Genomic DNA, 24159 nt, shown 5'->3' with positions numbered 1-24159 from the left:
GCACGGTCTCGTTGACTGGCTTTGTTCATTGCCATTACGCCTGCCAGAGCATCATCCCTCAAAAATATTTCGAGGGCTGCAAGGCCGCGCTGCGTATAGGAAGCGAAAGCCAAGACAACGGAGAGCCAAAGATGGATGACAATGCACTTGACAAGCTGCTGCGAAAGCTTGCGACCGAAGCGCCCATGATGGATGCGGGGCCGGAATTCCATGACAGTCTCTGGCAACGCATCGGGCAAATGACCGAGGCGCGCGAGCATCGCCGCAGGACCATTTTGGGCCTTGCGATATTTGCGATCGGACTTGGTGCCGGCATGGGAACGCAATATCCTGTTCCCGCGCAACCTGTCAGCTACACGCTGGCGGACGGAGCTGACCTCGCGCCCTCCACACTTCTTCACGTCGCGCCATGAAGATCACGCCCTTCTACGCGGTCCTGCTGCTGCTTCTGGCGGTTGCCGCCGGTAGCCTTGGTGCTATCGCAACCAACCGTTGGCTCGCCCAAGAGGATGCGTCCCGCGGCATGCACGACTTCGTGCACAAGGAGTTGCGCCTTACATCCGCGCAGGAAGTTCGCCTCGACGCGTTGGAACGGGATTTTGCCGTCGAGCGACGTAAACTCGATCTGGCACTGCGGTCCGCTAATGCGGGACTTGCCCAGGCGATGAGCGAAGAGCATCGTTACGGCCCCAAGGTGGGCGCGGCGATTGATCAGGTCCACACAAGGATGGGAGATCTCCAGAAGGCGACCATCCGCCACGTCTTCGATATGCGAGGACTGCTCGAAGCGAACCAGCAGGCAGCATTCGACCGCGAGGTAAACAAGGCGCTAACCAGCGATCCGAAGAGTTAGACGGTCGTGTCTCCGGACGGCGACAACGAGGATGGGCAGCTGATCGCTGCAGCGAAGGCTGGCGATCGCGGCGCCTTTGACAAGCTTGTGGCGAACCACCTGCCAAGACTGCTCGGTGTCGCCCTGCGAATCCTTGGAGAAAAATCCGATGCCGAGGACGCCGTGCAGAACGCATTAGCGTCCGCATGGCTCGCGTTGTATCGCTTCGACCTCGACAAGCCCGCCGGTCCATGGCTTGCAACGATCACGATCAACAAATGTCGCGATGCGATGCGCCGTCGGCGTTTTTCCCGCTTGCTGAGGCTGGACATGGAGGATGGTGTCGATTCCATCGCCCATCCCGAGCCCGACCAGGAACACCAGCTTGCCATCCGGCAAGAGCTTGAAATCTTACAGCAGGAAATTGCGCGTCTGCCGCTGAAGCTCAAGGAGCCATTCATCCTGGCCGTGTTCGATGGCCGCAGTCAGGACGAAGTCGCGCAGATTCTCGGCATCAGCAGAAAGGCGGTGGAAACGCGCATCTACCGCGCCCGAAACGTTCTGCGCGAAAAAATCTGAAATTTGTTGAGGGATAGCGCGTCCTGTCTCGTAACAGCCAATGACATCCAACAGCAGGTCTCGATCATGCCAACACTCAATCGACGTAAGTTTCTGTCCCATGGCACCGCTGCCGCCGGTGCTCTGGGTCTTGCTCATACGATGCCCGCCTGGGCGCGCGGCGCCACTGGTGGTACGCTGGCCCGCCGCGGAAGCGATGTGCTTTCCGGCGAACACCTTACGATGACAGTGGCGGATGCCGCATTTCAGACCGGCAGGCGGCACGGGGCGGCGGTCACCGTCAACGGGACGCTTCCGGGGCCTCTGGTGCGGCTCAAGGAAGGCCAGGACCTCGTCGTCGATCTCGTCAACAACAGCTCCGAAGGCACCTCGATCCACTGGCACGGCATGCTGGTGCCCTTCCTGATGGACGGGGTGCCGGGCGTGACCATGGCGGCGGTAAAGCCCGGCGAGACCTTCCGCTATAAATTCCCGATCCGCCAGGCCGGCACCTACTGGTGGCATGCCCATACGTTGCAGGAGCCGATGGGGCATTATGGTCCGATCGTGATCGATCCGCTTGAGCCCGATCCCTTCACCTGGGACCGGGAATATGTGCTGATGCTGTCCGACTGGTCGCCAATGCGACCCATGACGATCATGAAAAAGCTCAGGACCCAGGCCGACTACTTCAATTACCATCAAACCACCGCCACCGACGACTATCCGCTGAGCGGCGCCGACCGGCGGATGTGGGCCAAGATGCGCATGAGCCCGACCGACATCGCCGATGTCACCGGCTCGACCTATACCTACCTGATCAACGGCCATGGGCCACAGGACCGGCTGGAACTGCCGTTCACGCCGGGTGAGCGTATTCGCCTGCGCATCATCAACGGCAGCGCGATGACGTTCTTCAACATCCGAATGCCGGGACTGCCGATGACCGTTGTCCAGGCAGACGGGCAGAATGTGCAGCCGGTCGAGACCGACGAATTCCAGATCGGCGTTGCCGAGACCTATGATGTCTTGATCACGCCGCAGGATGCACAGGCCTTCGCCTTCGTCGCCGAGTCGATCGATCGTTCCGGGATGGGCGTGGCGATGCTGACCTCGCGCCCCGGTGCCCGCGCACCCGTGCCGGCGCTGCGCAAGCCGCCGGTCCTGACCATGGCCGACATGGGCATGACGATGGGAAGCGGCGCCATGGCCGGCATGGACCACGGCGCGATGGAAGGCATGGACAAGGGTAGCGACGAGTCCGGCATGAAAATGTCAGGCATGAAGATGCGCGATACTTCTCTCCTGCCTCCCGATGTGAAGGCCGGCCCCGGCCTCGACATGGTGGCGATGAACCCGGTTGACCGGATGGATTTCCCCGGACTCGGCCTCGACAATGTCGATCACCGGGTCCTGACTTATAAGCAGCTTGTCGCCGCGAAGCCCAATCCCGATCCGCGCAAGCCCACCCGGCTCAAGGAAATCCACCTGACCGCGAACATGGAACGCTACATGTGGTCGTTCGACGGCCAGAAGTTCGATGCGGTAACCGACAAGCCGATCCGCTTCGCCTTCAACGAACGGGTGCGGGTGAGGTTGGTCAACGACACCATGATGGTCCATCCCATCCATCTGCATGGCCACTTCTTCGAGCTTGTGAACGGCCATGATGGCTTTCAGCCGCTAAAGCATACGGTCAATGTGCAGCCGGGAGGCAGTGCGACCTTCGACCTTACGGCAAACGAGCCGGGAGACTGGGCATTCCATTGCCATCTCTTCTACCACATGCACCAGGGCATGTTCCAGATCGTGACGGTGCGCCCGCTTCAGGAAGGAGCCGAGCTGTGAGATATCTCCTCGCTCTCCCGCTGCTCGTCGCCAGTCCGGCCTTCGCGCAGGATCAGACGGATCACGCCGGCCATCACCCGGAAGCATCGACTCAAAAGCCCACCGATCAATCAGGCGGTGCGGCGAGCACTCCGGATCGCACCACGTCAGACGAGACGATGAAAAGCATGGGGTCCATGGATCATTCGATGATGGATGGCTCGATGGATCAAGGGACGATGGACCACATGCAGATGGGGCACGACATGGGCATGAGCCATGGCGATTCCGCCCCGACGTCCTCCGACAGCATCCCCCAGTCACCGCCGCCCCCCGAGGCCTTCGCCGGTCCGGCCTTTGCGGCGGACCAATATGTCGGCGCTGATGTCATGGCGGCATCACGCGCGCATGTGGTGCGCGAAGTGAGCGGGCTGCCGGTCTTCTGGTTCATGGCGGACCGCGCCGAATATCGAGCGCGCCAGGGCAGGGACGGCTATCTCTGGGATGTCCAGGGCGCCTATGGCGGTCATACCGACAAATTCTGGTTCAAGAGCGAGGGCGAAGGCAATTTCGGCGAGAAGCCGGAGTCGGCTGAAATTCAAGCGCTGTGGAGCCACGCCATTGGACCGTGGTTCGATGTGCAGGCCGGTGTCCGCCAGGATCTCGTGGGGCCATCGCGAACGCATGCAGTGTTGGGGATACAGGGGCTGGTACCCTACAAATTCGAAGTGGACGCTGCGGCATTCATTTCAAACAAGGGCGATGTCACCGCGCGCATCGAAGGAGAACTGGATCAGCGGATCACCCAGCGGTTGATTCTTCAACCCAGGGCGGAAATCAGTCTGGCAGCCCAGGATATTCCTGAATTGGGCATCGGTAGCGGCATTGACCGGGTTGAGGCCGGCCTGCGCTTGCGCTATGAATTCGCCCGCGAATTCGCACCATACATCGGCGTCGCGCAGGAATGGAAAGTCGGCCGGAGCGCCGACTATGCCCGCGCTGCCGGAGAAGACCCGAGCGTCACCAACTTCGTCGTTGGCGTGCGGTTCTGGTTCTGACCCGCACGTCGGGGACTGAACTGGTCCTGAAGCATGATGTGCTCCGGGACTGCCACAGTCTATCTTGCGCGGCCTGGTCCGGATCGTATTCCAGATCACGCGCCAGGCCGCGTCATCAGGCGAGATGTTTGTCTCGACAGACACCCTGAGAAGGAGCGAACAATTGCAGGATGCCCATTCCCAGACGCGCGAAAGGGATGGCACATACACTGACAAGAACAGGATCACCCTGAGCGGTGCGGTCGCGATGGGCACCGGCGTCATGATCGGCGCGGGCATTTTCGCATTGACCGGGCAGATCGCACAACTTGCCGGGCCGCTCTTCCCGCTCTCGTTTATCGTGGGCGCCGCCGTAACGGCGCTCGCTGCCTACAGCTACGTCAAGATGTCTAATGCTTGGCCCTCGTCGGGCGGGATCGCCATGATTCTGAACAAGGCATATGGTCCCGGGACTATCGCCGCTTCCGCCTCTCTGCTGATGGCCCTGTCGATGGTGATCAACGAAAGCCTGGTAGCCCGGACCTTCGCGACATATGCGCTGCGCCCATTCGGCCTGGAAGGTAGTGGGCCGCTGCTTTCCCTTCTGGCGCTCGGCCTGATCGTCCTGGCCTACGCCATCAACGCATCGGGCAATCGCTCCGTCAGTGCGTTCTCCCTGGTCATGTCGATCATTAAAATTGGCGGGATCGTCATTTTTGCCGTGGCAGCGATCTGGGCCAGCGGTCTCGATGCCGGCGCCTTTTCAGGTGCGGCGATTTCCGGCAGTCCCATGGATTTCGTGGCATCGGTTGCGTTTTCGATCCTTGCTTTCAAGGGTTTCACCACGATTACCAATAGCGGCGGAGAAATCGTCGATCCCCATCGCAACGTCGGTCGTACGATCATGATCGCGATCGGTATTTGCGTGGTAACCTACCTGCTTGTCGCAATCGCCGTCGGATCGAGCCTGAGCATCGATGCCATCATCGATGCTCGTGACTACTCGCTTGCTGCGGCTGCGGAGCCCGCGCTAGGCCGTATCGGCTTTTATTTTACCATTGCCATCGCCCTGGCCGCGACAACCTCCGGTGTCATCGCCAGCGTCTTTGCCGTGTCGCGGATGCTGACGATGCTGACTGAAATGAAAATGATCCCCCACAGCCACTTCGGTATGAGTGGGGGCCTGCGCAGCCACCTCCTGATCTATACAGTCGTGGTGGCCGGTGCGCTTGCGGTGCTGTTTGATCTCTCACGTATCGCCGCGCTCGGCGCATTCTTTTACCTGGTGATGGACATGTTGGTTCATTGGGGCGTTTTCCGCCACCTGCGGCGAGAGGTCGGTGCAAGGGTGACGATCCTGCTTGCCGCCCTGGTCGCCGATTTCGTCGTGCTGATCGCGTTCACGATTGCCAAGCTGCAGACCGATCCAGCCATCGTTGGATATGCGGTCGCGGGCATTGGGGCGGCATTCGCGGGAGAATTCATGTTTCTTGCACGCCGCAAGCATTCCTCGACCCATGACCATGATTAGGGTTCGGATCGCACATCGCAAAAAGGAATCTGACATATTTTAACGGCGATCATCATAGGCGTGTTCCTGTTCCTTGGGGCCCTCTGGCTGCACATTGGAATGCTGGCTCTTGCGCGCAAAACTTACACCGGCAACTCCATGCGGATGCTTAGGTCCAGTGCCGCCTACCTCATCGTCTTGATGAGTCACTTGCTTATTGCTCTCGAATTCGCGGCTGGCTTCAAGTGGAGCCATAGCCTCGGGCTCGGCGGATTTGTCCACGTACCGGGAGAGGACTGGATGGATCTCTTCTATTTTTCGCTGGTGAACATCACCACGCTTGGGCTTGGCGATATCTATCCGACCGGGCATCTGCGAGCCCTTGCAGGCATTGAATCGCTTACCGGTTTTCTGTTGATCAGTTGCACTGCACAATTCATTTTTGAAACACTTCACAAGCCTTTACGGTTACGCATTGATGGCGCGCCACTGTGAGGCTGGCCATGCGGATGGTCAACGTAGCCAATGTCGTGCCGTCCCCGTGAATCATTGCATCTCACGATAGGCGGCAATGTGGAATTTCCCGGCCGTGGATGCCAGCGGCGAATCGTCACCCTCATTCTTTCAGTTGTCATCTGCGGCCGACATGATGATGGGTGGGCCGTCAACACCCGGCCTTTGCCGATCTTGATACTCTCGCTCGAGGGCTAACGCCGCCTCCGAAATCGAAACCACCGATGAATTTGTGCGCGGATCGTCGTGGCTTTGAACGAAGCTGCTTCGCGATGGTCCGGAAATTCCCGGCGCGATGTAACCTTGCCACGGGTTTGGCGTCCTATCGACAAGGGCAAACATCATAGGAGGACGCCATGGATTCGAGAACACTCGGCCGCACGCGCAGGGTGATTGCATTGGCAGGTCTTGCCGCACTTCTGTTTGCTCCGGCCACCAGCAACGCCGGTGTGGTCAATGGTGTCCAGAAGGCAGACGGGCTCACGATCAATCTCGGCGTGGTCCCCGCGTCTGCGGTGAAGCGGGCACATCCCCAGATGCATGGCGGCACTGCGGACAGGAGCATACACAACATGCATCTGGTCGCTGCGATTTTCGACGCCAGTGGCACGCGTGTGACCAACGCCACTGTCGTCGCTCACATCTACGAACAGGGCGGAAGGGAATGGAATGTGCCGCTTCGACCGATGACAGTGAACGGCGCTCTGACTTACGGCGGTTACACGACGTTCCCGCGCGACAGCGATTACCGTATTGGCATAATTGTACAGCGCGCTGTGCCGAAACGGCGGCATCCGGTGACGGTGCATTTCACATGGGCGCACGACTGAATCCAACTGCACGCTAGCAAAAAGCTGCGTCGTTGCGGCCAACGTCAACGTCGCCATCGCGCAACGCGAACGACATCGCCGGCAAGCTCCATGCGCCGGTCGTCTGGCAGTTGGTACCAGTGGCGCTCGAGGAATCGAAACCTGCAGCCTTAAATGTAACATCGAGCCAGACAGGGCGTCCAATCGATCGGGCCATGAATTGGAGGATGCCATGCGTTCGAAAACATGCCAATTCTCGCGGAAGTTGCTGGCAATGGCTGGCCTTGCCGGAATTCTATTTGTTCCGGGCATGAGCAATGCCGGCGTGGTCGATGGCGTCCAGACGGCAGATGGTCTCACGATCTATCTCGGCGTGGTGCCCGCAGCTGTTGTGCGCGGACATCCCGCAGATCATCCCGAGGCACAGATGCATGGCGGCACAAGGCGCGGCCAACACATCATGCACGTTGTTGCGGCGGCGTTCGACAAGTCTTCCGGAGCACGGATAACAAAGGCCAATGTCGTGGCGCACATAACCGAACCCGGCGGGATACAGCGATCAGTTCGTCTTCAGCCGATGACAGTCGACGGCGCGCTCACATTCGGCGGATACGTTACCTTCGCCCGCGGCATCGATTACCGGATTGGTATCCGCGTAGAGCGTCCTTCTCACATGCAACCATCGCAGCCGATGCAAAAACCGCATCAGATGCATCGAATTGCGCCAGTGACCGTACATTTTACGTACACGCATGACTGATCCCAACCGCCTGGAAACTCGGTAGAGGCGACAATACCGACAGCGAATGGGATCAAAATGGGATGCCTCGAGTACCGCGGCATCGGTTTTGTTCCATCCCGACAAGCCTCTGGCAAGTGTCGCCGACATTCCGGCAGACTGGCGCGTGGAGCAGGTTGCGCGCCGCGGGACGCCGCTGTTCGCGGCAAACGGTAAGGGTAGGGAAGCAATGGAGACAGCCGGTCTTGCCGTTGCAGGTTCACTTGCCGATCTCTTCAGGACGGCTGATGCAATTGTGGATTGCATATCAGGGCGGCGATGAGCCGCGAATGCCGAATTTGATCGACGCTTGGGCGAGCTTTTCGCCGTCCAGGATGCTGAGAGGCATGAGGTTGCCGGCCACGCCCGTGTCGCCGATGCTATCAATGCAGGGGAGCTCGGCCAAGGACGCTTGCGAAAGCGAGTGTGAGCTAAGTTCATTGACTCCTTCCAGGCAAATGACACAATTATGCTTAGCTTCATCCCCCCGAACCTCTCGCGGGGCGGAGGAGGAGATCGGCGCGATCATTTGGGGAACAGCGGCACAGCGCATCTTCGGACGTTCGACGTTCTCGAACGATCGGGCCAAGGCGGCATCGGCTGCACTTGTGATCATGGTTTTACTGCGCGTAGTTCCTCAAACCATCCCAACCGGTGCATGAAACGCTTCTCGCCTTCCAACAACAGCATCATCATCGCGGCAGAAAAAAGGATCAGCGCAAATTCCGATATCGAAAGCGGCCGGCTGGCAAAGATACGGTTCATCAACGGCAGGTATGTGAAGATCAACTGTGCCGAAACCACCGCGCCTACCGCCAACAGGACCGGCTTCGTGCCGAGCGCTCCTTGCAAGGTGGCCGGACCGGCACGGAGATGGCGAACGCTAAAGAGGTAGAATATCCCGGCCCCCACGAGCATATTGACCACCATCGTGCGCGCGGTTTCAACGCTGCGCCCTGTATCCAGCGCCGCGAAAAAGATGCCAAGCGACATGGCCGCAAAGAGAATCGAAACCAGAAGCACTCGCCACAGCATGAAGGCGGACAGAAGAGCCGCTTTCGCGTTTCGCGGCGGTCGCTCCATCACCCCGCGTTCAGACGGCTCGAAGGCCAGCGCGAGGCCTAGCGCGCTGTCGGTGACGAGATTGATCCACAGAATCTGCGTCGCTGTCATCGGCAGGGTGAAGCCCATCAGAATCGCAAGGAGCACTATAACGGCCTCACCGCCGTTGGTCGGCAAAGTCCAGGCGATCACCTTGCGGATATTATCATATACCGTGCGCCCCTCGTGAACCGCAGCGACGATGGAGGCAAAATTGTCATCTAGCAGCACCATTTTCGCGGCTTCCCTGGAAGCTTCGCTGCCCTTTTGGCCCATGGCTGTGCCAACATCAGCCTGCTTGAGCGAAGGGGCATCGTTGACCCCGTCGCCGGTCATGGCGACGATGTGGCCTCGCGCCTGCAATGCCTTGACGATGCGCAGCTTGTGCTCAGGGCTGGCCCTGGCGAATACTGATGTCTCCTCGACAGCGTTGAGCAAATCCTCCTCGTCGAGCTGTTCGATTTCGGTGCCGGTCATCGCTCTGGGTTGATCGGCGAGCCGAATCAGTCTGGCGATCGCCAACGCCGTCACGGCATGGTCGCCGGTGATCATCTTGATCCCTATCCCCGCCCGCCTGCACTGGGCTACCGCGTCGTGGGCTTCCGGGCGAGGCGGGTCGATGAAACCAGCCAGGCCAAGCGGTTCGATGCCGGTCTTCAGTAAATCGGGGTCGAGCGCCTTCACCGAATAGTCCACTCGCTTCGTCGCGAAACCGAGAAGCCGCTCGCCAGCCGCCGCAGCAGAAATAAGCTCTGCCCATTGTTTGCTCACTGCCGGATTGCCGATCATGTGCAGCACGACTTCGGGAGCGCCCTTGATAAACACGACATGCCCTCCCTCTGGTGACCGGTGTAAGGTCGCCATGTATCGGTGCGTCGCATCGAAAGGGATCTCGTCGAGGCGTGGCCATTCGCGGCGCTCGTGCGATGGGTCGAGGCCGGCTTTCATTGCGAAGGCGATAAGCGCACCCTCCATCGGGTCCCCCTCGACTGACCAGCCATTTTCACCTTGTTCGAGCCGTGCATCGCCGCACAACAGACCACACAAGGCAAGCTCGCGGATCGCAATACGGGTTTCATCGGGACCGCCCTGCGCACCGGTGAGATCTCCTTCTGGCGCATAGCCGGAGCCACCGACCAGCACTTGTGCGTTCCCGGCAAAGACGTGGCGGACCATCATCTCGTTGCGGGTGAGTGTGCCTGTTTTGTCGGTGCAAATGACTGATACGGCGCCAAGCGTCTCCACTGCCGGTAGCTTGCGAATGAACGCGTGACGCACTGCCATCCGGCGCACGCCGATAGCAAGGGTGATTGTGATCACCGCCGGCAAGCCTTCCGGAATCAGGCCCACGGCAAGTGCCACAACCATTATGAGTGCCTCGCTCCATTCGAACTGCCGCCCCCATACGAGGAAAGCGAATAGCAGGATCGAGCCAACCAGCATCACTCGGGTGAAACGGGTGGCGAAGCGGTTGATCTGCCGAAGCAAGGGAGTGGAAAGTTCAGTCACCTCCTGAAGCATCCCGCCGATCTTTCCGATCTCAGTCGCCTGACCCGTGGCGGTTACAACCACTGTCGCTTGGCCGGTCTTGACGAGAGTTCCTGAAAAAACCATGCTGGTGCGGTCGCCTAGCGCGGACTTCGCCGCCACCGCTGTCGAACTCTTGTCCGCAGTGAGTGATTCCCCGGTCAGCAGCGCTTCGTCCACGGACATGGCGCGGGAACGCACGATCCGCGCGTCAGCCGGCACCTTCTGCCCTGCCTCCAGCAGTACGATATCGCCGGGCACAAGCTCTGCCACTGGTACACTGGTCCGTTGTCCATCCCGTTTCACTATTGCCTGGTGCGAGATGAGATGTCCGATGGCGCGCAGGGCCTGCTCGGCCTTGCCTTCCTGGACAAAGCCCACGACCGCATTGACCATGACGACCGATGCGATCACTGCCCCATCGATGACGTGCCCGAGCATGAAAGAGGCCAGGGCCGCAGCTCCAAGGAAATAAATGAGGCCGCTATTGAATTGCGCCAGGAAGCGGCGCATTGGGCTGGTCCGCGCGGGCTCGGGAAGGCTGTTGGGTCCCCAATCCTCAAGGCGGCGCTGGGCTTCAGCGCTACTGATCCCGTCGATGCGGCTCTCGGCGCGGGCCAGGCTTTGATCTGGGGAAAGTGCGTGCCAGTCAGTCGCTTCGAGATCCGTTTGTGAATTACCGGCGATGTCCACTTTTGCTCCCATCAATGCCCGTACAGGTAGATCACGTAGGAACTCAGCAGATAGACGGCGAGGAGCAACAGGCTTATCCAACCGAAGAGACCGAAAAACCGGTTACCGGGCCTGTAAAGCAGACCAACGATGCACAATCCCGCCATGATCGATGCAGCAAAGGCCGTCACCGCATGGGTCGGTGAGACGACGGCGAAGAATGAACCCTGCGTGTAGGCGATGTCGTCAAGGGCGATGACCAGTATCGCAAAGAGATTGCTACCGAGCAGATTGCCTATCGCCATATCGGCCGAGCCCATCCGCAACGCGCTGAGGGTAATGATCAGCTCAGGTAGCGATGTGGCCCCAGCCACGAGCAGAGTGCCGACAAAACTGGTTTTCCAGCCCATCACTTGTGCAATCTCGAGCCCGACGAAGGGAAGCCATGCTCCCGCTCCGCCGATGACCGCGGCAGACAAGATGTAACGAACGAGTGCGCGCTTCAGGGAGCTGCCCTCTTTTTCATCATCGTCCAGCACGGATGTGACCCGCTCGGGGCGACGCTCATAAAAAAACGTATGGCCCGCCCCGTCTGCAAGGGTAAAATGGATGACTTAGTGGGTCTGCATCAACGTATCCGGTCTCAGGCTTGTTGTCCTGGCCAAGATGGGTTCCGCGCGGGTGGGGCCTCATAAAGCTATCGGCGTCATGCGCCACATTTTTAATCAGGCTGACCGCTCCGCCGGTTCGACCGTTATGCCATCTTTCTCACCTCCACAGACATGTTGGGCAACCGGTTAGGTCCGGCCGCAATTACTTCAGACCAGGCTTCCTTGCGTCCGATATGCGTCGCCGCGCCGAAGGACGGCCCAGGCGATCCGAGCCAGCTTGGCAGCAAGCGCAACCACCACGACATTGGGATGCGCGCGTGCAAGCAGATTGCGGATCCAGGCCCCAAGCGCCGTTGGTCTTTCGGCGAAGTGCCGCATCGCCGCCCGCGCGCCGTGGATGAGCTGGGTTCGCAGGTAACGATTGCCGCGTTTGCTGATCCCCAGCATTTTGGTTTTGCCGCCGGTAGAGTGTTGGCGCGGTGTCAGACCGAGCCAGGCGGCGAGATCGCGCGCTTTGGCGAAGGCGCTGGCATCACCCACTGCGGCGACCAAGGCCGTTGCATTGATCACGCCGATGCCGGGAACCGTAACCAGACGCCGGGCGAGATCGTCTTCCCGCGTCATTGCAATCAGTTCCTCGTCATAGGCACTAATCCTGCGGTCCAGGTCCGCCCATTCCTCTCGCAAGTCGTTCAGCAGGCGCAGCATTCTGGCGCTGATAGGCGGATTGTTCGCCATGAGTTCGTCGAGCCGTTTGATCAGGGGGCTGCGGCGCTTCGGCAGAATGATACCACGCTCCAGCAACATCGCGCGCAGCTGATTGGTCAGCCGTGTCCGCTCCGCAACCAACCTCGCTCGCGCCCGATGCAAGATTTGCAGATCGAGTTGCGCTTCGCTTTTCGGCGTCACTAGGCGCATTGTCGGACGGGTCGCGGCTTCGGCGATAGCTTCGGCATCCCGGTCGTCGGTCTTCTGCGCCTTGACGTAGGGCTGAACGTATTCCGGCGGCATCAATCGTACGGTGTGTCCATGTGTCACGAAGATGCGGCTCAAAAAGTGCGCGCCGCAGCATGCCTCCATCGCCACAACGCATTGCGGCAACTTCGAGACGAATTTGACCAAGCCTTCGCGCGTCATTCGCCGCCGCATCACGACAGCACCCGCGGCATCAAGGCCTGCGATGCTGCAGCTGTTCTTGCCAAGATCTACGCCCAGAATGCTGATCGCCGGATTCGCCATCGGTCCTCTCCTCTTCTATTCCGGCAGCATAGTAATGCCGGTCGGTGAGGGGCGGGCCATCCCATAAGGCTGCACGCATCGCCACGACGTAGAGCACCACGAGAAGCGGTGAATATACGCTGACGTGGGCAATTCGGAAATTGAGGTCGCTACGGGCTATCAACACCAGCACGCCAACAAAACTGATCAGAATGATCCCGAAGCTGGCGGTTAGGATATGGCCCTGGTCGATACGCCGCCAGACTGGCGTATCGCGTGACAGGGTGTCGAGCACCGCCACCATGACCAGATTGAATATGCAGCTTCCCAAGGCGTCGCCCATGGCAATGTTCGGCGCATCGGCTACAGTGACCGCGCTGATACCGGTGAACAATTCCGGCAGCGATGTTGCTGTCGCCAGCATGATCAGCCCAACCCAGGAGGCCGACATCCCGGTAAGTCGCGCGATTGCTTGACCGCTGCGTGTCAGCACCGGTCCGGCCAATCCGATCGCGACGACGCAGAGACCGAACTGAAGCCATGGGAAAACGAGTTGCATCGGCAGGTTACGATCGGAAGGATGGCGTCTCGTCGTGCTTCGCTACGAGCGCGAATAATCGATCGATATCTTCGGGAAAGGCAAGGTCTGTGCCCGGGGTAAGCACGGCTGCAGAGCCGGCGGCCATGCCATAGCGGAAGGCTTGGATTGGCTCGAAGCCGACAGTTAGCGCGTAAACCATGGCGGCAAGGAAACTGTCGCCAGCGCCAACCGCGCTTTTCGCCTCGATCGGCAACGCGGGCAAGTGCAAGACTCCCTTCTGCCACGCCAGCAAGGCGCCCCTGTGACCCATGGTAACCGCAACAAACTCGGCCTGCCCCTTGTCGACGATGGCCTTGGCCGCCTCACCGATTTCCTCGACGGATTCAAGGTCACGACCGACGAACTGGCGCAATTCACCCAGACTCGGCTTGACGAGTAAAAAACCGCCCCCTGCCAGCCCGTATTTCAATGCATCGCCAGAGGTGTCGAGTATTGTCCGAATTCCCCGCTTTTGCATGATCCTGACCACACGGGCATAGAAATCGGAAGGTACGCCGGGCGGCAGCGACCCGCTTGCCACAAGATGACTGCAATCCGCTTCGGCAAGCCGGTTGAGGCAGTCCTGCCATTCTTCCGCTGCTACCGGTGGTCCCGGCGGCGTGAAACGGTATTCCTTGCCGCTTTCGCGTTCCAGCACTGCAGCGGCGATTCGCGTGTCATGTTCGATCGGAATGCGCGTGCGCACCAGCTGGTGCATATCGACGAGACCGTCGAGTGCCGCGCTGGTCGCGCCGCCTGACAGATAGTAGCAACGTGCGGTGCCGCCCAGACGGCAGAAGACCCGCGCCACGTTGATGCCGCCGCCGCCCGGAGCATAGCGTTCGTTGCGGGTGCGCATCTTGCGCGTGTGAAAAACGCTATCAACCTCGTAGGAGACATCGATGGTCGGGTTCATTGTCAGGGTGGCTATCGTTTTCATGGAAATGTCCGTTCCGTCGTATGTGTGCAAGGTTGAAGGCACGCGGTGATCCTTCGCCAAATCATGCGCAATCGACGTTCCGGAACAGCTTGGCCGAACCTGGCGTCGCTACCCACCCACCGCCCGGCAAATCGCCAAGCGTCCGAACAGTCCGCTACCTCGCCAGCCAATTGGTAATCAACACCCGCGATGCCGGCGGCGAGCTCGCCCCGCACCATCTTCACCTCCAATCGGAATTCCCTGTACCTTGTTGGCGTAATTCTGCGGCGCAGCCTCGAAACGGTCGCGGTTCTCCTTCGACGCGAAATAATAGGCTCTTCCCTGATAGACCGATGTGATCGCGTCAGCTGTGCGGATCGCAGCTCCGCTCACCGGGTCCACCACGGTCTCGGGGGGCTGTTGCGGCCAGGGTACGTCCCTGCGATTCGCATCATTGGAGTGGCGATGGTGATAGTGCCCATGATTGCCTCCGAGATCGAAGCCGCCATGCCCATGTCCGCTCTGCCCAAAGCCGCCGTGTCGGTTAACTCGCCGCAAGAGGAAGAAAGCTGCAACTGCAATGGCGATGAGGATCCAGGTCCAATTCTGCGTCAGCTCTTGCATCTCGAATCCTCTACACTCGCTTTTGGACCGGACGCTCGTGGAACGCCTATCCCGTACCTGTGAGGCGCACCCGACCAGTCACGCGATCCGCTTCCAGCATCGCAATGGCTCGATGGCCTCCAGCGAAGAGACGCTGGAGGGCTTGTCTCGTTACAGTCGTGATGCCGGTCTGGGCGAATTTCGCTCCGCCTGCCAAACAGGCGCGTTACTCGGGTGCTGGCTTCAGGTCCCGAAGCCTTCCTGCGGCGCTGCAACTCATGACTGCAGAGAGGACGAGCAGAGTTGCGGCAAGCACGAACGGTGCGCCTGTCACCAAGTCGGTGTTGTACGTCAGCCCGACGATGGCTGACCCGATCCCTTGGCCGAGACTGGCTGCCGCGACCTGTGACCCAAGATTCGTACCCTGCTGCGGTCCAGCGGCCAAGGACACCCAATAGGTGAAGACGGGAACCAGAACGCCGCCGCTCGCCGCCACCAAGCCGACCACCACCGAGAGCGCAAGTAACCCGTTCGACCAGGGCAAGATGAGCACGCCCACGCCCATGATGGCAAGGCCGGGCGCAATCGTTCGCCAGGTCGCGGTCGCCTTGAACCAAGGCGAGAATACGACTGCCTGCGCAATGAACATGACGAGGCTGCATTCTGCAAACAGCACCGCCAGTTGCGTTGCCCCCATCCCCAACACACCATCGCTGCGCAGCACCAAGCCGACCTCGAAGACGCCGACAGCGACACCCAAGACGAGTGAAAGGGCGAGAAGGAAGAGAACCGCTCTTCGCCTGGCAGCATCCTGAGCAGCGGGGCGCAGTTTCGCGGAAGGCAGGTGGAGGGGAAGCAGCAGGAGGGAGCCAATCGCGGTGATGATTGCAAGTGCCGCCGTTGCGGCAAAGGCCAATTGCGCTCCAGAGCGCGCTGCTGCAGCGGCCCCTGCGGCCGGCCCCAGAAATAAACCGGCCGTCGCTGCCATGCCGAGCCAGGCAAGCCGTCGCGCCCGCCACTCTTCGTTCGGGGCGCTGTCGCCAACCACGGCCGATGCTACAGGACTGATCGCAGCAGCGAACAGTCCTGACAGCAGCCGCTCGCCATAAAGGCCGGCAATACCTCCGAGCGAGGCGACGCCAAGCAGGCTGACGCCATAGCCAAGCAGTCCAGCGGCGATCACCGTCCGTCGGCCGTGCCGATCCGAAAGCCAGCCCCACATCGGTGCAAACAGGAAGAGCGCCAGAGTGTAAAGCGAGGATGCCAAACCTGTGTGTCGGGCTATAGCCTCCGCACTCAGGCTGGCATCTGCCGCCAGGATAAATGAAGGCAGAACGGGAAGCACGACACTGTAGCCGAACCAGACGACAAAGACCGCAAGCAGCAGCGAGGCGAGCGCCAGCGGGCTGAGTGCTCGCGCGGGCATCATCTGGCGGTAAACGGCTCAGGCGTCATTCCGAATCCTCCGGCGATGAACAGCGACTCTGGCGCCGGCATGCCGGTCAGCCGGTCCTCGTAGCGCTTCAAAGCTCGACGACCTTGTCGGGCAGCTCGTTGGGGTTCTCCGCACTAGGCGGAAAATGTGTTGCAAGCAGCGTCCCAACGCGTTCAACGGCTTCGACCAGGCCTGTTGCGATCTCGTTGCGCTTGATGCCGGCGACTATGGTGGCAACTGCATCGGCCCAGGCCTCTGGCGGAACTCTCGTGTAGATTCCCTCATCGGCTATCACCTCGGCCTGCCGGTCGCTGAGCGAGACGAATATGAGCACGCCGGTACGCCTGGCGGTCCGGCGCAAGCCCCTGGCTCGGAATTGCTCGAGCGCCGAGCGATGGACATGCTGGCGCCGGATGCGCCGAGGCGTGAGAAACCGAGAAACCGGCGGGACAAGCGTGACAGCATAAGTCAGAATGAATAACGCGATAGGCAGAACGGTGTATCCGAGCCCGAAACGATGATAGGCGATCGTCGTTGCATCCTCCCAATGACCTGGCTGCCAACCAGGGGGCATCATCATCCCGATATCGATGCCTGTGAGCCACAGAAGATAGGGTACAAGCAGGGCAATAGCGGCAGCCCAGGCGAGCGCTACCTGCGGATAGTAGCTGTCGGCCTCGCTTAAGACGCACAGGATTTCACCGGAGGTGCTGGTTTCCGCGCGGCGAATAGCGTCCGCGACATTCTGGTGCTCGGCATCGCTTAATATCATCTCACCAGCCTCCAGACGCGCCGCCGCCGCCAAATGAGCCGCCGCCCCCGCGGAAACCTCCGCGAGAGCCGCCACGGCCACGCCCTCCCAGGCCTGGTCCCCAAAGAATCGTTGGCAGGCCCGATCCATGCCGGTGCCGGCGGCCATGGCCATGGCCACCGAACGCCATCAGCGCCCAGATGCCGAAAATCAGCAGCGGGAAGAGGGATGCGGGTCCGACCTCAGTGTCGCTCTGCGACTGCTCCGTCGCTTGGTCAGCGGCCTTGGCCTGGGCTCGAGCGTCGCTCTCTGACAGGGTCAGCTGACGGATCAGTGCATCGGTTCCAGCCTCTATGCCCCCGCCGATATCACCTCGCTTGAATCTGGGCACGATCGTCTGGGTGATGATCAGCGAGGACATCCCGTCGGTCAGAATTCCTTCAAGATTGTAGCCGACCTCGATTCGAACCTTGCGCTGGCCCGGGGCGACGATGAGCAGCGCCCCATCGTTGCGCTGTTTGTCACCCAGACCCCAGGCGCGACCGAGTTGATAGCCGTAGTCCGATATCTCATATCCCTGGAGGTCCGAAATGGTGGCCACGACCAGCTGGCGGCCGGACTTCTTTTCCAGCGCTTCGAGCTTTTGCGTCAGCCGCGTCTCGATATCGGGCGGGACGATGTTGGCCGCATCGACTACCCGGCCGGTCAGTGGCGGAAAGTTCGGCGCGGCCAGCGCGGGCATGACGAGGACTGCCAGCACGAGGAGGAGCGCCGCAACAAAGGCAAGGACGGGGTAAATAAGCCTCATGGCCCTGTGCCGCTCTCAGAGCTTGCCTTCGAGGCTTGGCGCGACCTCGGAGCCGGGCGTCACCGCCTGATAAGGCACCATCGGCTTGGCACCCCGAATCGCGCCGCCAATCATCTCGGGGAAGGTGCGGACGCGCGTGTTGTAGTCCTGGACCGCGCCATTGTAGTCTCGGATAGCCACACGGATACGGTTTTCCTGGCCTTCCAACTGGCTCTGCAACATCTGGTAGTTGGTAATGCTCTTGAGTTCGGGGTAGCGCTCGACATTGACGAGCAGCCGACCGAAGCCCGCGAGCGAATTCGACAATTGGTTCTGTGCCGCTTGGAATTGTGCCATCTTGGCGGGATCGGTGAGGTCGTTGGCATTGAGTTGGATACTCGTTGCCTTGGCGCGTGCCTCGATCACGCCGGTGAGGATGCCTTTCTCCTGCTCGGCCGCGCCCTTGGCGACGACGGCGAGATTCGGAACCAGGTTGGTGCGCTCCTGGAATGCAGCCTGGACGTCGGCCCACTTCGCCTTTGCGTTCTCTTGCGCCGTCGGTACAGAATTGATACCGCAGCCGGCAAGCGCGAACGCAGCAATGGTAGCAATTGCCCAGTTACGGGCGGATTTGGGCCAACTGATCATCTCTGCCTCTCTTTCGAGCTGGTTTGAGTTCCCATTCGCACGGTGGTCAGCATTCGACGCAGTCGAGAACGCTTTATTACAGCTCCGGCTGGTCGAGCGGTGGAACGAGACGCGGGAAGGCATCCGGTCAGTCGCCAGTCGCCAGTCGCCACAGCGTCGAGGTCAGATTGAGCGAGTCAGAGCCGATTTCAGCCCCGGGAAAGGTCTGGCCGCAACGCATTCAGTCGGCGATGGATCGGCAGTGCCAAGCCACTTCGATGCTTGCACATATCGAAGGCCACGACCGCAAATTCACCACTGCCGCTTGAACAGGAACCAACCTCCGGCGAACATTGCCGCACTGATTGCGATAAGGGCCGCGGCGTGTGACCAGAGTTCGCCGATTCCGGCGCCTTTCAGGAACAGCCCCGACACGATGTCCACATAATGTAGCAGTGGACTGGCCTGGGAGGCTGCCTGCAGCCACCCAGGCATGGACTCGATCGGCGCGATCGTCCCCGAGAGGAACAGCAGCGGGAACAAACCGAAGAAACTGACCAGCATGGCCTGCTGCAAAGTGTTGGTGATTGTCGCCACAAACACGCCGATCGAGACCGCGCTCATCAGGAAAACGACTGTTAATGCAAGCAAGGTTCCGATGCCCCCTTGCACCGGAATGCCCAGCAACGTCAGGATGAAAAGAACCGGAAAAACCGCGCCCGAGCAGATCACGATGGTCGGCGTGATCTTGGCCAGGAACAATTCGTGAGCGCGAACAGGGGTTACCCGCAGTTGTTCTATGGTGCCGCCCTGCTTTTCGCGTACGATCGCAGCCGCCGGCAGCACCACCCCGAGCATCAGACCTGCCTCGGCCAACATCGTCAACGCCATGAATCGGGTGTTCGTCAGGTCGGGATTATACCAGACTCGCAGAACCGGCTGCACGCCATGTGTGTGTATCTGCACGGCGGTTCGCTCTTGCGCGAAACGCGCGAGGATCTCGATGACATAGGCGCGGGCGCGGGCGGCGATGTTGCCATTCGACCCATCGACGACGACGCCAAGATCGACTCGGCGACCGGCTGCGATCCGTCGGGCGAAACCGGGAGGTATTTCCACGACCGCGTCGAGGGCCCCCCGTTGCAGATGGTCTTCGACCTGACGCATGTCGGCAAACTGGGCAGCCAGCACGAAATTGTCGCCTCCTGTCAGCGCCTGGATCACCGAGCGGCTGGCTTCGGTCCGGTCATGGTCGATCACACCGAGTTTCAGGTTCTGGACGTCAAATCCGAGCGCCAGCGTGCAAATCACCAGTTCGGCGCTATAGAGATATACGATAAGAAAAAGTATGATCGGGTCGCGCAGGACCTGCGTGAATTCCTTGATAGTCAACCCGGCTATACGTCCCCACATCAGCCAATCCTCTTTCGAAAGCGCCAGGCGGCAAGGAGGAACACGACTGCCGTGTAAGCGGCAATGATTGCGACATAGAACCAGATTTCTTTCAGACCCGCCCCACGCAGGACGATGCCTCGCGAAGCCTCCAGGAAGTAGCGCGTCGGGAACGCCGAAGCGTAGGTCTGGAACGCGGCAGGCATGGTGAAGATGGGATAGACGAAGCCCGAGAACAGGAATGCCGGCATCAAAGTAACGATCAGCGCAACCAGCATGGCGGCCAATTGCGTTCTGACAAGCGTGGACACCAGCAGGCCAATCGACACCGTGCACACGACGTAGAGGAGGCCAACCACGATCAGCAGCAGGAGACTGCCGCGAATTGGCACGGAGAACCATAAAAGGCCTCCGCCGACCACGATCAGGAGTTCCAGAAACGCGAGGACGGCATAGGGCAGAAGCTTGCCTGCGATGAACTCTCCTTTGGTCATGGGTGACGCGTAGATCTGCGCGATGGTGCCCAGTTCCTTTTCCCGCGCTACGGCAAGCGCGGTGAGGAGCGGCGGAAATGCCATCAGGATGACCGCGAACAGGCCTGGCACGATGAAGTCGCGGCTTCTTAGCTGCGGATTATACCAGACCCGGACTTCCGGCTGGATCGGCAATCGCAGCTCTCCAGGAAAGGCATAGAGTATCGCCCGTCCGTAGGCCGAAAGGATGGAAGCCGTGGTCGCATAGGTGCCATCGACGATGAGTTGAACCGGCGCTGGCTCGCCACGGCTCAAGCGTCGCGCAAAGCCGTTGGGAATGAATAGCGCGGCGCGCGTTTCTCCCCGCATCAGGGCGTGCTCGGCCACGCGTGCATCCTGGGGCGCGTCCGTGAGCATGAAATAACCCGAGTTCAGAAACCGCGCCTGCAACTCCCGGCTTGCCGCGCTCTTGTCCTGATCGACTACGACCAGCGGCGCGTTCTCGACGTCGAGCGAGATTGCGTAAGCGAACAGAAACAGCATGACGAGCGGCATGAAGATCGCCACCCATAAGGTGAAGGGATCACGCGAAATCTCCAGCACCTCCTTGCGAGAGAACGCGAACATGCGCCGCAGCTTCATGTTACCCTCTCGTTCTCGCGTTCACGAGCAATGAACCCTAGGAACACCTCCTCGACGCTACCTCGGGATAAGCCAAGGTCCGCCTTGAGGGTCGCGAGCGCACCGATGGCGATCAGCCTCCCATCCATCATCAGACCGAGTCGATCGCAGAAGGTGGCTTCTTCCAGATAATGGGTCGTGACAACGATGCTCACGCCGTCGGCGGCGAGGGCGGCGATCAACCGCCAGAACCGGAAGCGCGAGAGCGGGTCCACACCGGAGGTGGGCTCGTCGAGAAACAGCACCTGAGGACGGTGCACAATTGCGCAGGCGAGCGCCAGCCGCTGGCGGATCGCGCCCGACAGACCTCCGACCGGCTTTTCGTCTATCTGCTCAAGCCCCGCACGCGCCACCGCCCACCCGATCCGGCTCGCGAACTCGGTGCGCGGTACGCCGTAGGCTCGAGCGAAAAAGCCGAGGTTTTCGCGCGCCGTGAGGTCCGGGTAGAGCGAGAATTTCTGCGACATATACCCGATGCGCGCCCGCACCGCTTCGCTTTGACGCGCCACATCGAATCCGGCGATCTCGGCTCGACCTTCTGTAGGCGCAAGGAGCCCACAAAGGATGCGGATTAATGTGGTCTTGCCGGCGCCGTTCGGGCCCAGAAGTCCCAGCACTTCGCCCGCCCGGATAGACAGGCTCACTCTGTCGACGGCGGTAAACGCCCCGAATCGGCGCGTAACACGCTCGGCAACAACGACCGACGCTCCCATCTGCTGCGCGGGCGGCGCAGCATGAGGTTCGCTTATCGGCGGCGCTGCATCCGCCGAACTGACGGTAAAGACATCCTCCATTGTCGGCTCGGTCGGTTCAATCAAAGTCACGGCGTTGCCGCTGATCCTGGGTGGCCGCGCCATTCGCAACTGCGTCCGAATCTCGTTGCCCGAACGGCGCTGGAAGCTGATGACTGCCGCATCGGCCGCAAGCTCGCGCTCGATAGAGGCCGGTTCGGCGGTTCCGATCCGGTAAACCCGGCCCTGCGCCCCGGCCCGAAGTTCAGCAGGCGTTCCCATCGCCAGCGGACGGCCGTCACGGAGCAGCAGCACCCGGTCGCTGGCGTCCGCTTCTTCCATGTAGGAGGTCGCAAAGACGATGGATCGCCCGGCAGCCCTGGCCGTATCCAGTATCTTCCACAATTCGCGGCGCGAGAGCGGGTCCACGCCAAGGCTCGGTTCATCGAGAATGAGCAGCGGCGGCTCGTGAATCAGATTTGTGCAGAGGGCCAGCTTCTTGCGCATCCCACCCGAGAGCGCACCCTCGCGCCGGTCCTGGAATCGCTCCAGTCCGGCCATTGCCAGCAACTGGGCCCGCCGTTCACCCAGATCTGTCCTCGGGACGTCACGGATATCAGCGGCAAACGCGATGTTTTCCGCGACCGTCAACCGGTCGTAGAGTGAGAAGCCTTGCGACATGTAGCCAACACGCGCCTGAACAAGGCTCGCTCTGCGGCGGACATCTTCCCCCAGTACGCGGCATCTGCCCTCGCTCGGTGTGAGAATGGCGGCCAGCATCTGCAACAGCGTCGTCTTTCCCGCGCCGTCGGGACCGACAACACCGAACACTTCTCCGGGTCCGACTTGAAAGCTCACATCCTGCAGCACTGCACGTCCGCCATATCGGCGACCGAGCCCTTCGGCCTCGACGATGGAATCCGGCACCATGGCCTATTCCGGCACCGTCAGGCGCGCGGGCCAGCCAGCTCGCTTGTCCCAGAGTATCCAGGCATCGGCAGGCATCCCGGGCTTGAGCAGACCATCGGGATTGTCGGCTTCCAGTGTCACACCGTAAACGGTCCGGCTGCGTTCATCTTCCATGTGAATATCGCGAGGAGTGAACTGGGCTTGCGCATCAATGCGCGCCACCTTCGCCGTGAAGAACCGTTCGGGAAAAGCGTCGACGCGCAAGCGCGCCACGGCACCAAGGCGCACCTTGCCGAGATCACGCTCGCTCACAAACAGCTTGAGCCTCACCCGGGACAGATTCGCCACGACCGCTACCGCCTGGCCGGCGGCCAGCACTTCGCCCGGCTCGACGAGCCGCTCGAGCACGGCTCCTGAAATGGGCGCGAAAATTCGCGTCTTGTTGAGCTGCAACCGAGCCAGAGCCAGGTTTTCTGCAGCAACGTCGGCCTCGGCTTCGGCTCTGGCCTGCTGCTCCTGCAAGATTCGAACTTCGTCGATGGCGGCGCGATTGGCATTCCGCTGGAAGTCCACCTCGCGCGCCGAGACGGCGCCTTCGCCGGACAAGGCCTCGAACCGCCGAAGGTCGGTTCTGGCGGTTCGTGCGTGATGCCGGGCGAGACTGATCTGCGGAACGAGCTGTGCCGCCGCGCGCTGCGCCGCAGCCTGGTGTGCTTCGGCGCGATTGGCTTCAAGCACATAATCATTGGGATCGAGCCGGGCCACAAGCTGGCCTGTCGCAAGATTTTGGCCCTCGACTGCCGCATTTTCCAGCAACCTTCCCGGAAGCTCGACGGCTATCCGGACCTCGTCGGCCTCGATACGGCCGCTGCCATAGATCACCTGAGCGGGTTGAGGCTGCGGTTTCAACATCCAGTAAAGGCCTGCCGACACCACAACTATGGCGAGCAACCCGAAGGCCACCAGTCGGGTCAGATGTTTGGCTTGCAATGCCAAGGCAATCTCCGATCTGTCTTTCAGTTTGCGATCAATCCGCCGTCAGGCATTGCGCGGCGATACCTTAGACGCGGCGGCGCCATCGACATTACGGCGATGGGGCGACAAAAGTCACATGTAATAATCCTGGACGCCGTCGCGTCATGATACTGTGAAGACTGTGATTTCGGTACACGCTGGAGAATTGCCATCCTTTCGGCGCTTGTTCGGATAGAGCCGTGGGAGTCACAGTCCGTTACACATGGAAGCGGATGGAGATGTCGGACGTGAGAGGTGGCAGCC

Annotated in this window: 24 protein-coding genes; 9 read left to right on the top strand and 15 right to left on the bottom strand. The window is 60.7% G+C overall.

Going from position 1 to position 24159, the window contains the following annotated elements; genetic code table 11:
* Positions 1 to 11 precede the first annotated feature (11 nt).
* From IEX64_RS06340 to IEX64_RS06300, 9 genes are all read left to right on the top strand, one after another.
* Positions 12 to 413: a hypothetical protein gene (locus IEX64_RS06340; protein ID WP_188818841.1), complete on the top strand. Its 402-nt coding sequence runs from the start codon at positions 12 to 14 to the stop codon at positions 411 to 413.
* On the top strand, positions 410 to 853 hold the full coding sequence (locus IEX64_RS06335; RefSeq protein WP_098105894.1) for a periplasmic heavy metal sensor: 444 nt from the start codon (positions 410 to 412) through the stop codon (positions 851 to 853). The genes IEX64_RS06340 and IEX64_RS06335 overlap by 4 nt, the downstream gene beginning before the upstream one ends.
* Positions 854 to 859: 6 nt before the next feature.
* A complete protein-coding gene (locus IEX64_RS06330) occupies positions 860 to 1411 on the top strand; it encodes an RNA polymerase sigma factor (protein ID WP_188818840.1) in 552 nt (183 codons plus the stop codon).
* A 66-nt stretch (positions 1412 to 1477) separates the two neighbouring features.
* A complete protein-coding gene (locus IEX64_RS06325; RefSeq protein ID WP_188818839.1) occupies positions 1478 to 3238 on the top strand; it encodes a copper resistance system multicopper oxidase in 1761 nt (586 codons plus the stop codon).
* Positions 3235 to 4275 (top strand): copper resistance protein B, encoded by a 1041-nt coding sequence (locus IEX64_RS06320; protein WP_188818838.1) that lies wholly within the window; start codon positions 3235 to 3237, stop codon positions 4273 to 4275. Before IEX64_RS06325 ends, IEX64_RS06320 begins: the two co-directional genes overlap by 4 nt.
* A gap of 64 nt (positions 4276 to 4339) precedes the next feature.
* Positions 4340 to 5785 carry an APC family permease gene (locus tag IEX64_RS06315; RefSeq protein ID WP_373290129.1) on the top strand — a complete coding sequence of 482 codons (1446 nt, stop codon included), beginning with the start codon at positions 4340 to 4342 and terminating at the stop codon, positions 5783 to 5785.
* A 60-nt stretch (positions 5786 to 5845) separates the two neighbouring features.
* Positions 5846 to 6259, top strand: a complete 414-nt coding sequence (locus IEX64_RS06310) for a potassium channel family protein (RefSeq protein ID WP_229710106.1) — start codon at positions 5846 to 5848, stop codon at positions 6257 to 6259.
* 374 nt (positions 6260 to 6633) lie between these two features.
* Positions 6634 to 7107 carry a hypothetical protein gene (locus IEX64_RS06305; protein ID WP_188818837.1) on the top strand — a complete coding sequence of 158 codons (474 nt, stop codon included), beginning with the start codon at positions 6634 to 6636 and terminating at the stop codon, positions 7105 to 7107.
* Positions 7108 to 7360: 253 nt separating this feature from the next.
* The gene (locus IEX64_RS06300) at positions 7361 to 7846 is read left to right on the top strand and encodes a hypothetical protein (RefSeq protein WP_188818836.1); all 486 of its coding nucleotides are present in this window, start codon (positions 7361 to 7363) and stop codon (positions 7844 to 7846) included.
* 286 nt (positions 7847 to 8132) lie between these two features.
* Here IEX64_RS06300 and IEX64_RS06295 read toward each other — a convergent pair whose 3' ends face one another.
* The 15 genes from IEX64_RS06295 to IEX64_RS06225 all read right to left on the bottom strand — a co-directional run bounded on the left by IEX64_RS06295 (position 8133) and on the right by IEX64_RS06225 (position 23877).
* A complete protein-coding gene (locus tag IEX64_RS06295; RefSeq protein WP_188818835.1) occupies positions 8133 to 8480 on the bottom strand; it encodes a hypothetical protein in 348 nt (115 codons plus the stop codon).
* Positions 8477 to 11197 (bottom strand): cation-translocating P-type ATPase, encoded by a 2721-nt coding sequence (locus IEX64_RS06290; protein ID WP_188818834.1) that lies wholly within the window; start codon positions 11195 to 11197, stop codon positions 8477 to 8479. Before IEX64_RS06290 ends, IEX64_RS06295 begins: the two co-directional genes overlap by 4 nt.
* On the bottom strand, positions 11197 to 11703 hold the full coding sequence (locus IEX64_RS06285) for a sodium:calcium antiporter (protein ID WP_229710105.1): 507 nt from the start codon (positions 11701 to 11703) through the stop codon (positions 11197 to 11199). Before IEX64_RS06285 ends, IEX64_RS06290 begins: the two co-directional genes overlap by 1 nt.
* 279 nt (positions 11704 to 11982) lie before the next feature.
* Positions 11983 to 13014: an IS110 family RNA-guided transposase gene (locus IEX64_RS06280; protein ID WP_188818833.1), complete on the bottom strand. Its 1032-nt coding sequence runs from the start codon at positions 13012 to 13014 to the stop codon at positions 11983 to 11985.
* The gene (locus IEX64_RS06275) at positions 12944 to 13552 is read right to left on the bottom strand and encodes a sodium:calcium antiporter (RefSeq protein WP_229710104.1); all 609 of its coding nucleotides are present in this window, start codon (positions 13550 to 13552) and stop codon (positions 12944 to 12946) included. The genes IEX64_RS06280 and IEX64_RS06275 overlap by 71 nt, the downstream gene beginning before the upstream one ends.
* A 7-nt stretch (positions 13553 to 13559) precedes the next feature.
* Positions 13560 to 14513, bottom strand: a complete 954-nt coding sequence (locus tag IEX64_RS06270; RefSeq protein WP_188818832.1) for a 1-phosphofructokinase family hexose kinase — start codon at positions 14511 to 14513, stop codon at positions 13560 to 13562.
* 177 nt (positions 14514 to 14690) lie between these two features.
* The gene (locus IEX64_RS06265) at positions 14691 to 15116 is read right to left on the bottom strand and encodes a YHS domain-containing protein (protein ID WP_188818831.1); all 426 of its coding nucleotides are present in this window, start codon (positions 15114 to 15116) and stop codon (positions 14691 to 14693) included.
* Between the two features lie 205 nt (positions 15117 to 15321).
* A complete protein-coding gene (locus IEX64_RS06260) occupies positions 15322 to 16524 on the bottom strand; it encodes an MFS transporter (RefSeq protein WP_188818830.1) in 1203 nt (400 codons plus the stop codon).
* A 94-nt stretch (positions 16525 to 16618) separates the two neighbouring features.
* On the bottom strand, positions 16619 to 17335 hold the full coding sequence (locus IEX64_RS06255) for a TPM domain-containing protein (protein WP_188818829.1): 717 nt from the start codon (positions 17333 to 17335) through the stop codon (positions 16619 to 16621).
* Positions 17304 to 18089, bottom strand: coding sequence for a TPM domain-containing protein (locus IEX64_RS06250; protein ID WP_188818828.1), 786 nt, complete (start codon positions 18087 to 18089; stop codon positions 17304 to 17306). Before IEX64_RS06250 ends, IEX64_RS06255 begins: the two co-directional genes overlap by 32 nt.
* A gap of 15 nt (positions 18090 to 18104) precedes the next feature.
* Positions 18105 to 18716 (bottom strand): LemA family protein, encoded by a 612-nt coding sequence (locus IEX64_RS06245; protein WP_188818827.1) that lies wholly within the window; start codon positions 18714 to 18716, stop codon positions 18105 to 18107.
* 291 nt (positions 18717 to 19007) lie between these two features.
* Positions 19008 to 20108 carry an ABC transporter permease gene (locus tag IEX64_RS06240; RefSeq protein WP_188818826.1) on the bottom strand — a complete coding sequence of 367 codons (1101 nt, stop codon included), beginning with the start codon at positions 20106 to 20108 and terminating at the stop codon, positions 19008 to 19010.
* Positions 20108 to 21202, bottom strand: coding sequence for an ABC transporter permease (locus IEX64_RS06235; protein WP_188818825.1), 1095 nt, complete (start codon positions 21200 to 21202; stop codon positions 20108 to 20110). The genes IEX64_RS06240 and IEX64_RS06235 overlap by 1 nt, the downstream gene beginning before the upstream one ends.
* Positions 21199 to 22902, bottom strand: coding sequence for an ATP-binding cassette domain-containing protein (locus tag IEX64_RS06230; RefSeq protein ID WP_188818824.1), 1704 nt, complete (start codon positions 22900 to 22902; stop codon positions 21199 to 21201). Before IEX64_RS06230 ends, IEX64_RS06235 begins: the two co-directional genes overlap by 4 nt.
* A gap of 3 nt (positions 22903 to 22905) precedes the next feature.
* Positions 22906 to 23877, bottom strand: a complete 972-nt coding sequence (locus tag IEX64_RS06225) for an HlyD family secretion protein (protein ID WP_229710103.1) — start codon at positions 23875 to 23877, stop codon at positions 22906 to 22908.
* Positions 23878 to 24159: the final 282 nt, after the last annotated feature.

Origin of the sequence: Novosphingobium indicum, assembly GCF_014645195.1 — a bacterium.
Classification (GTDB): Bacteria; Pseudomonadota; Alphaproteobacteria; order Sphingomonadales; family Sphingomonadaceae; genus Novosphingobium; species Novosphingobium indicum.
The sequence above is the reverse complement of the archived record's forward strand: the minus strand, read 5'-3'. Positions and strand labels throughout refer to the sequence as shown.

Bases quoted from the DNA above. Each gene is read 5' to 3' on its own strand.
- IEX64_RS06335 (WP_098105894.1), top strand. From the start codon at position 410: ATGAAGATCACGCCCTTCTACGCGGTCCTGCTGCTGCTTCTGGCGGTT.
- IEX64_RS06325 (WP_188818839.1), top strand. From the start codon at position 1,478: ATGCCAACACTCAATCGACGTAAGTTTCTGTCCCATGGCACCGCTGCC.
- IEX64_RS06305 (WP_188818837.1), top strand. From the start codon at position 6,634: ATGGATTCGAGAACACTCGGCCGCACGCGCAGGGTGATTGCATTGGCA.
- IEX64_RS06300 (WP_188818836.1), top strand. From the start codon at position 7,361: ATGGCTGGCCTTGCCGGAATTCTATTTGTTCCGGGCATGAGCAATGCC.
- IEX64_RS06295 (WP_188818835.1), bottom strand. From the start codon at position 8,480: ATGATCACAAGTGCAGCCGATGCCGCCTTGGCCCGATCGTTCGAGAAC.
- IEX64_RS06290 (WP_188818834.1), bottom strand. From the start codon at position 11,197: ATGGGAGCAAAAGTGGACATCGCCGGTAATTCACAAACGGATCTCGAA.
- IEX64_RS06280 (WP_188818833.1), bottom strand. From the start codon at position 13,014: ATGGCGAATCCGGCGATCAGCATTCTGGGCGTAGATCTTGGCAAGAAC.
- IEX64_RS06275 (WP_229710104.1), bottom strand. From the start codon at position 13,552: ATGCAACTCGTTTTCCCATGGCTTCAGTTCGGTCTCTGCGTCGTCGCG.
- IEX64_RS06270 (WP_188818832.1), bottom strand. From the start codon at position 14,513: ATGAAAACGATAGCCACCCTGACAATGAACCCGACCATCGATGTCTCC.
- IEX64_RS06265 (WP_188818831.1), bottom strand. From the start codon at position 15,116: ATGCAAGAGCTGACGCAGAATTGGACCTGGATCCTCATCGCCATTGCA.
- IEX64_RS06260 (WP_188818830.1), bottom strand. From the start codon at position 16,524: ATGATGCCCGCGCGAGCACTCAGCCCGCTGGCGCTCGCCTCGCTGCTG.
- IEX64_RS06250 (WP_188818828.1), bottom strand. From the start codon at position 18,089: ATGAGGCTTATTTACCCCGTCCTTGCCTTTGTTGCGGCGCTCCTCCTC.
- IEX64_RS06245 (WP_188818827.1), bottom strand. From the start codon at position 18,716: ATGATCAGTTGGCCCAAATCCGCCCGTAACTGGGCAATTGCTACCATT.
- IEX64_RS06240 (WP_188818826.1), bottom strand. From the start codon at position 20,108: ATGTGGGGACGTATAGCCGGGTTGACTATCAAGGAATTCACGCAGGTC.
- IEX64_RS06235 (WP_188818825.1), bottom strand. From the start codon at position 21,202: ATGAAGCTGCGGCGCATGTTCGCGTTCTCTCGCAAGGAGGTGCTGGAG.
- IEX64_RS06230 (WP_188818824.1), bottom strand. From the start codon at position 22,902: ATGGTGCCGGATTCCATCGTCGAGGCCGAAGGGCTCGGTCGCCGATAT.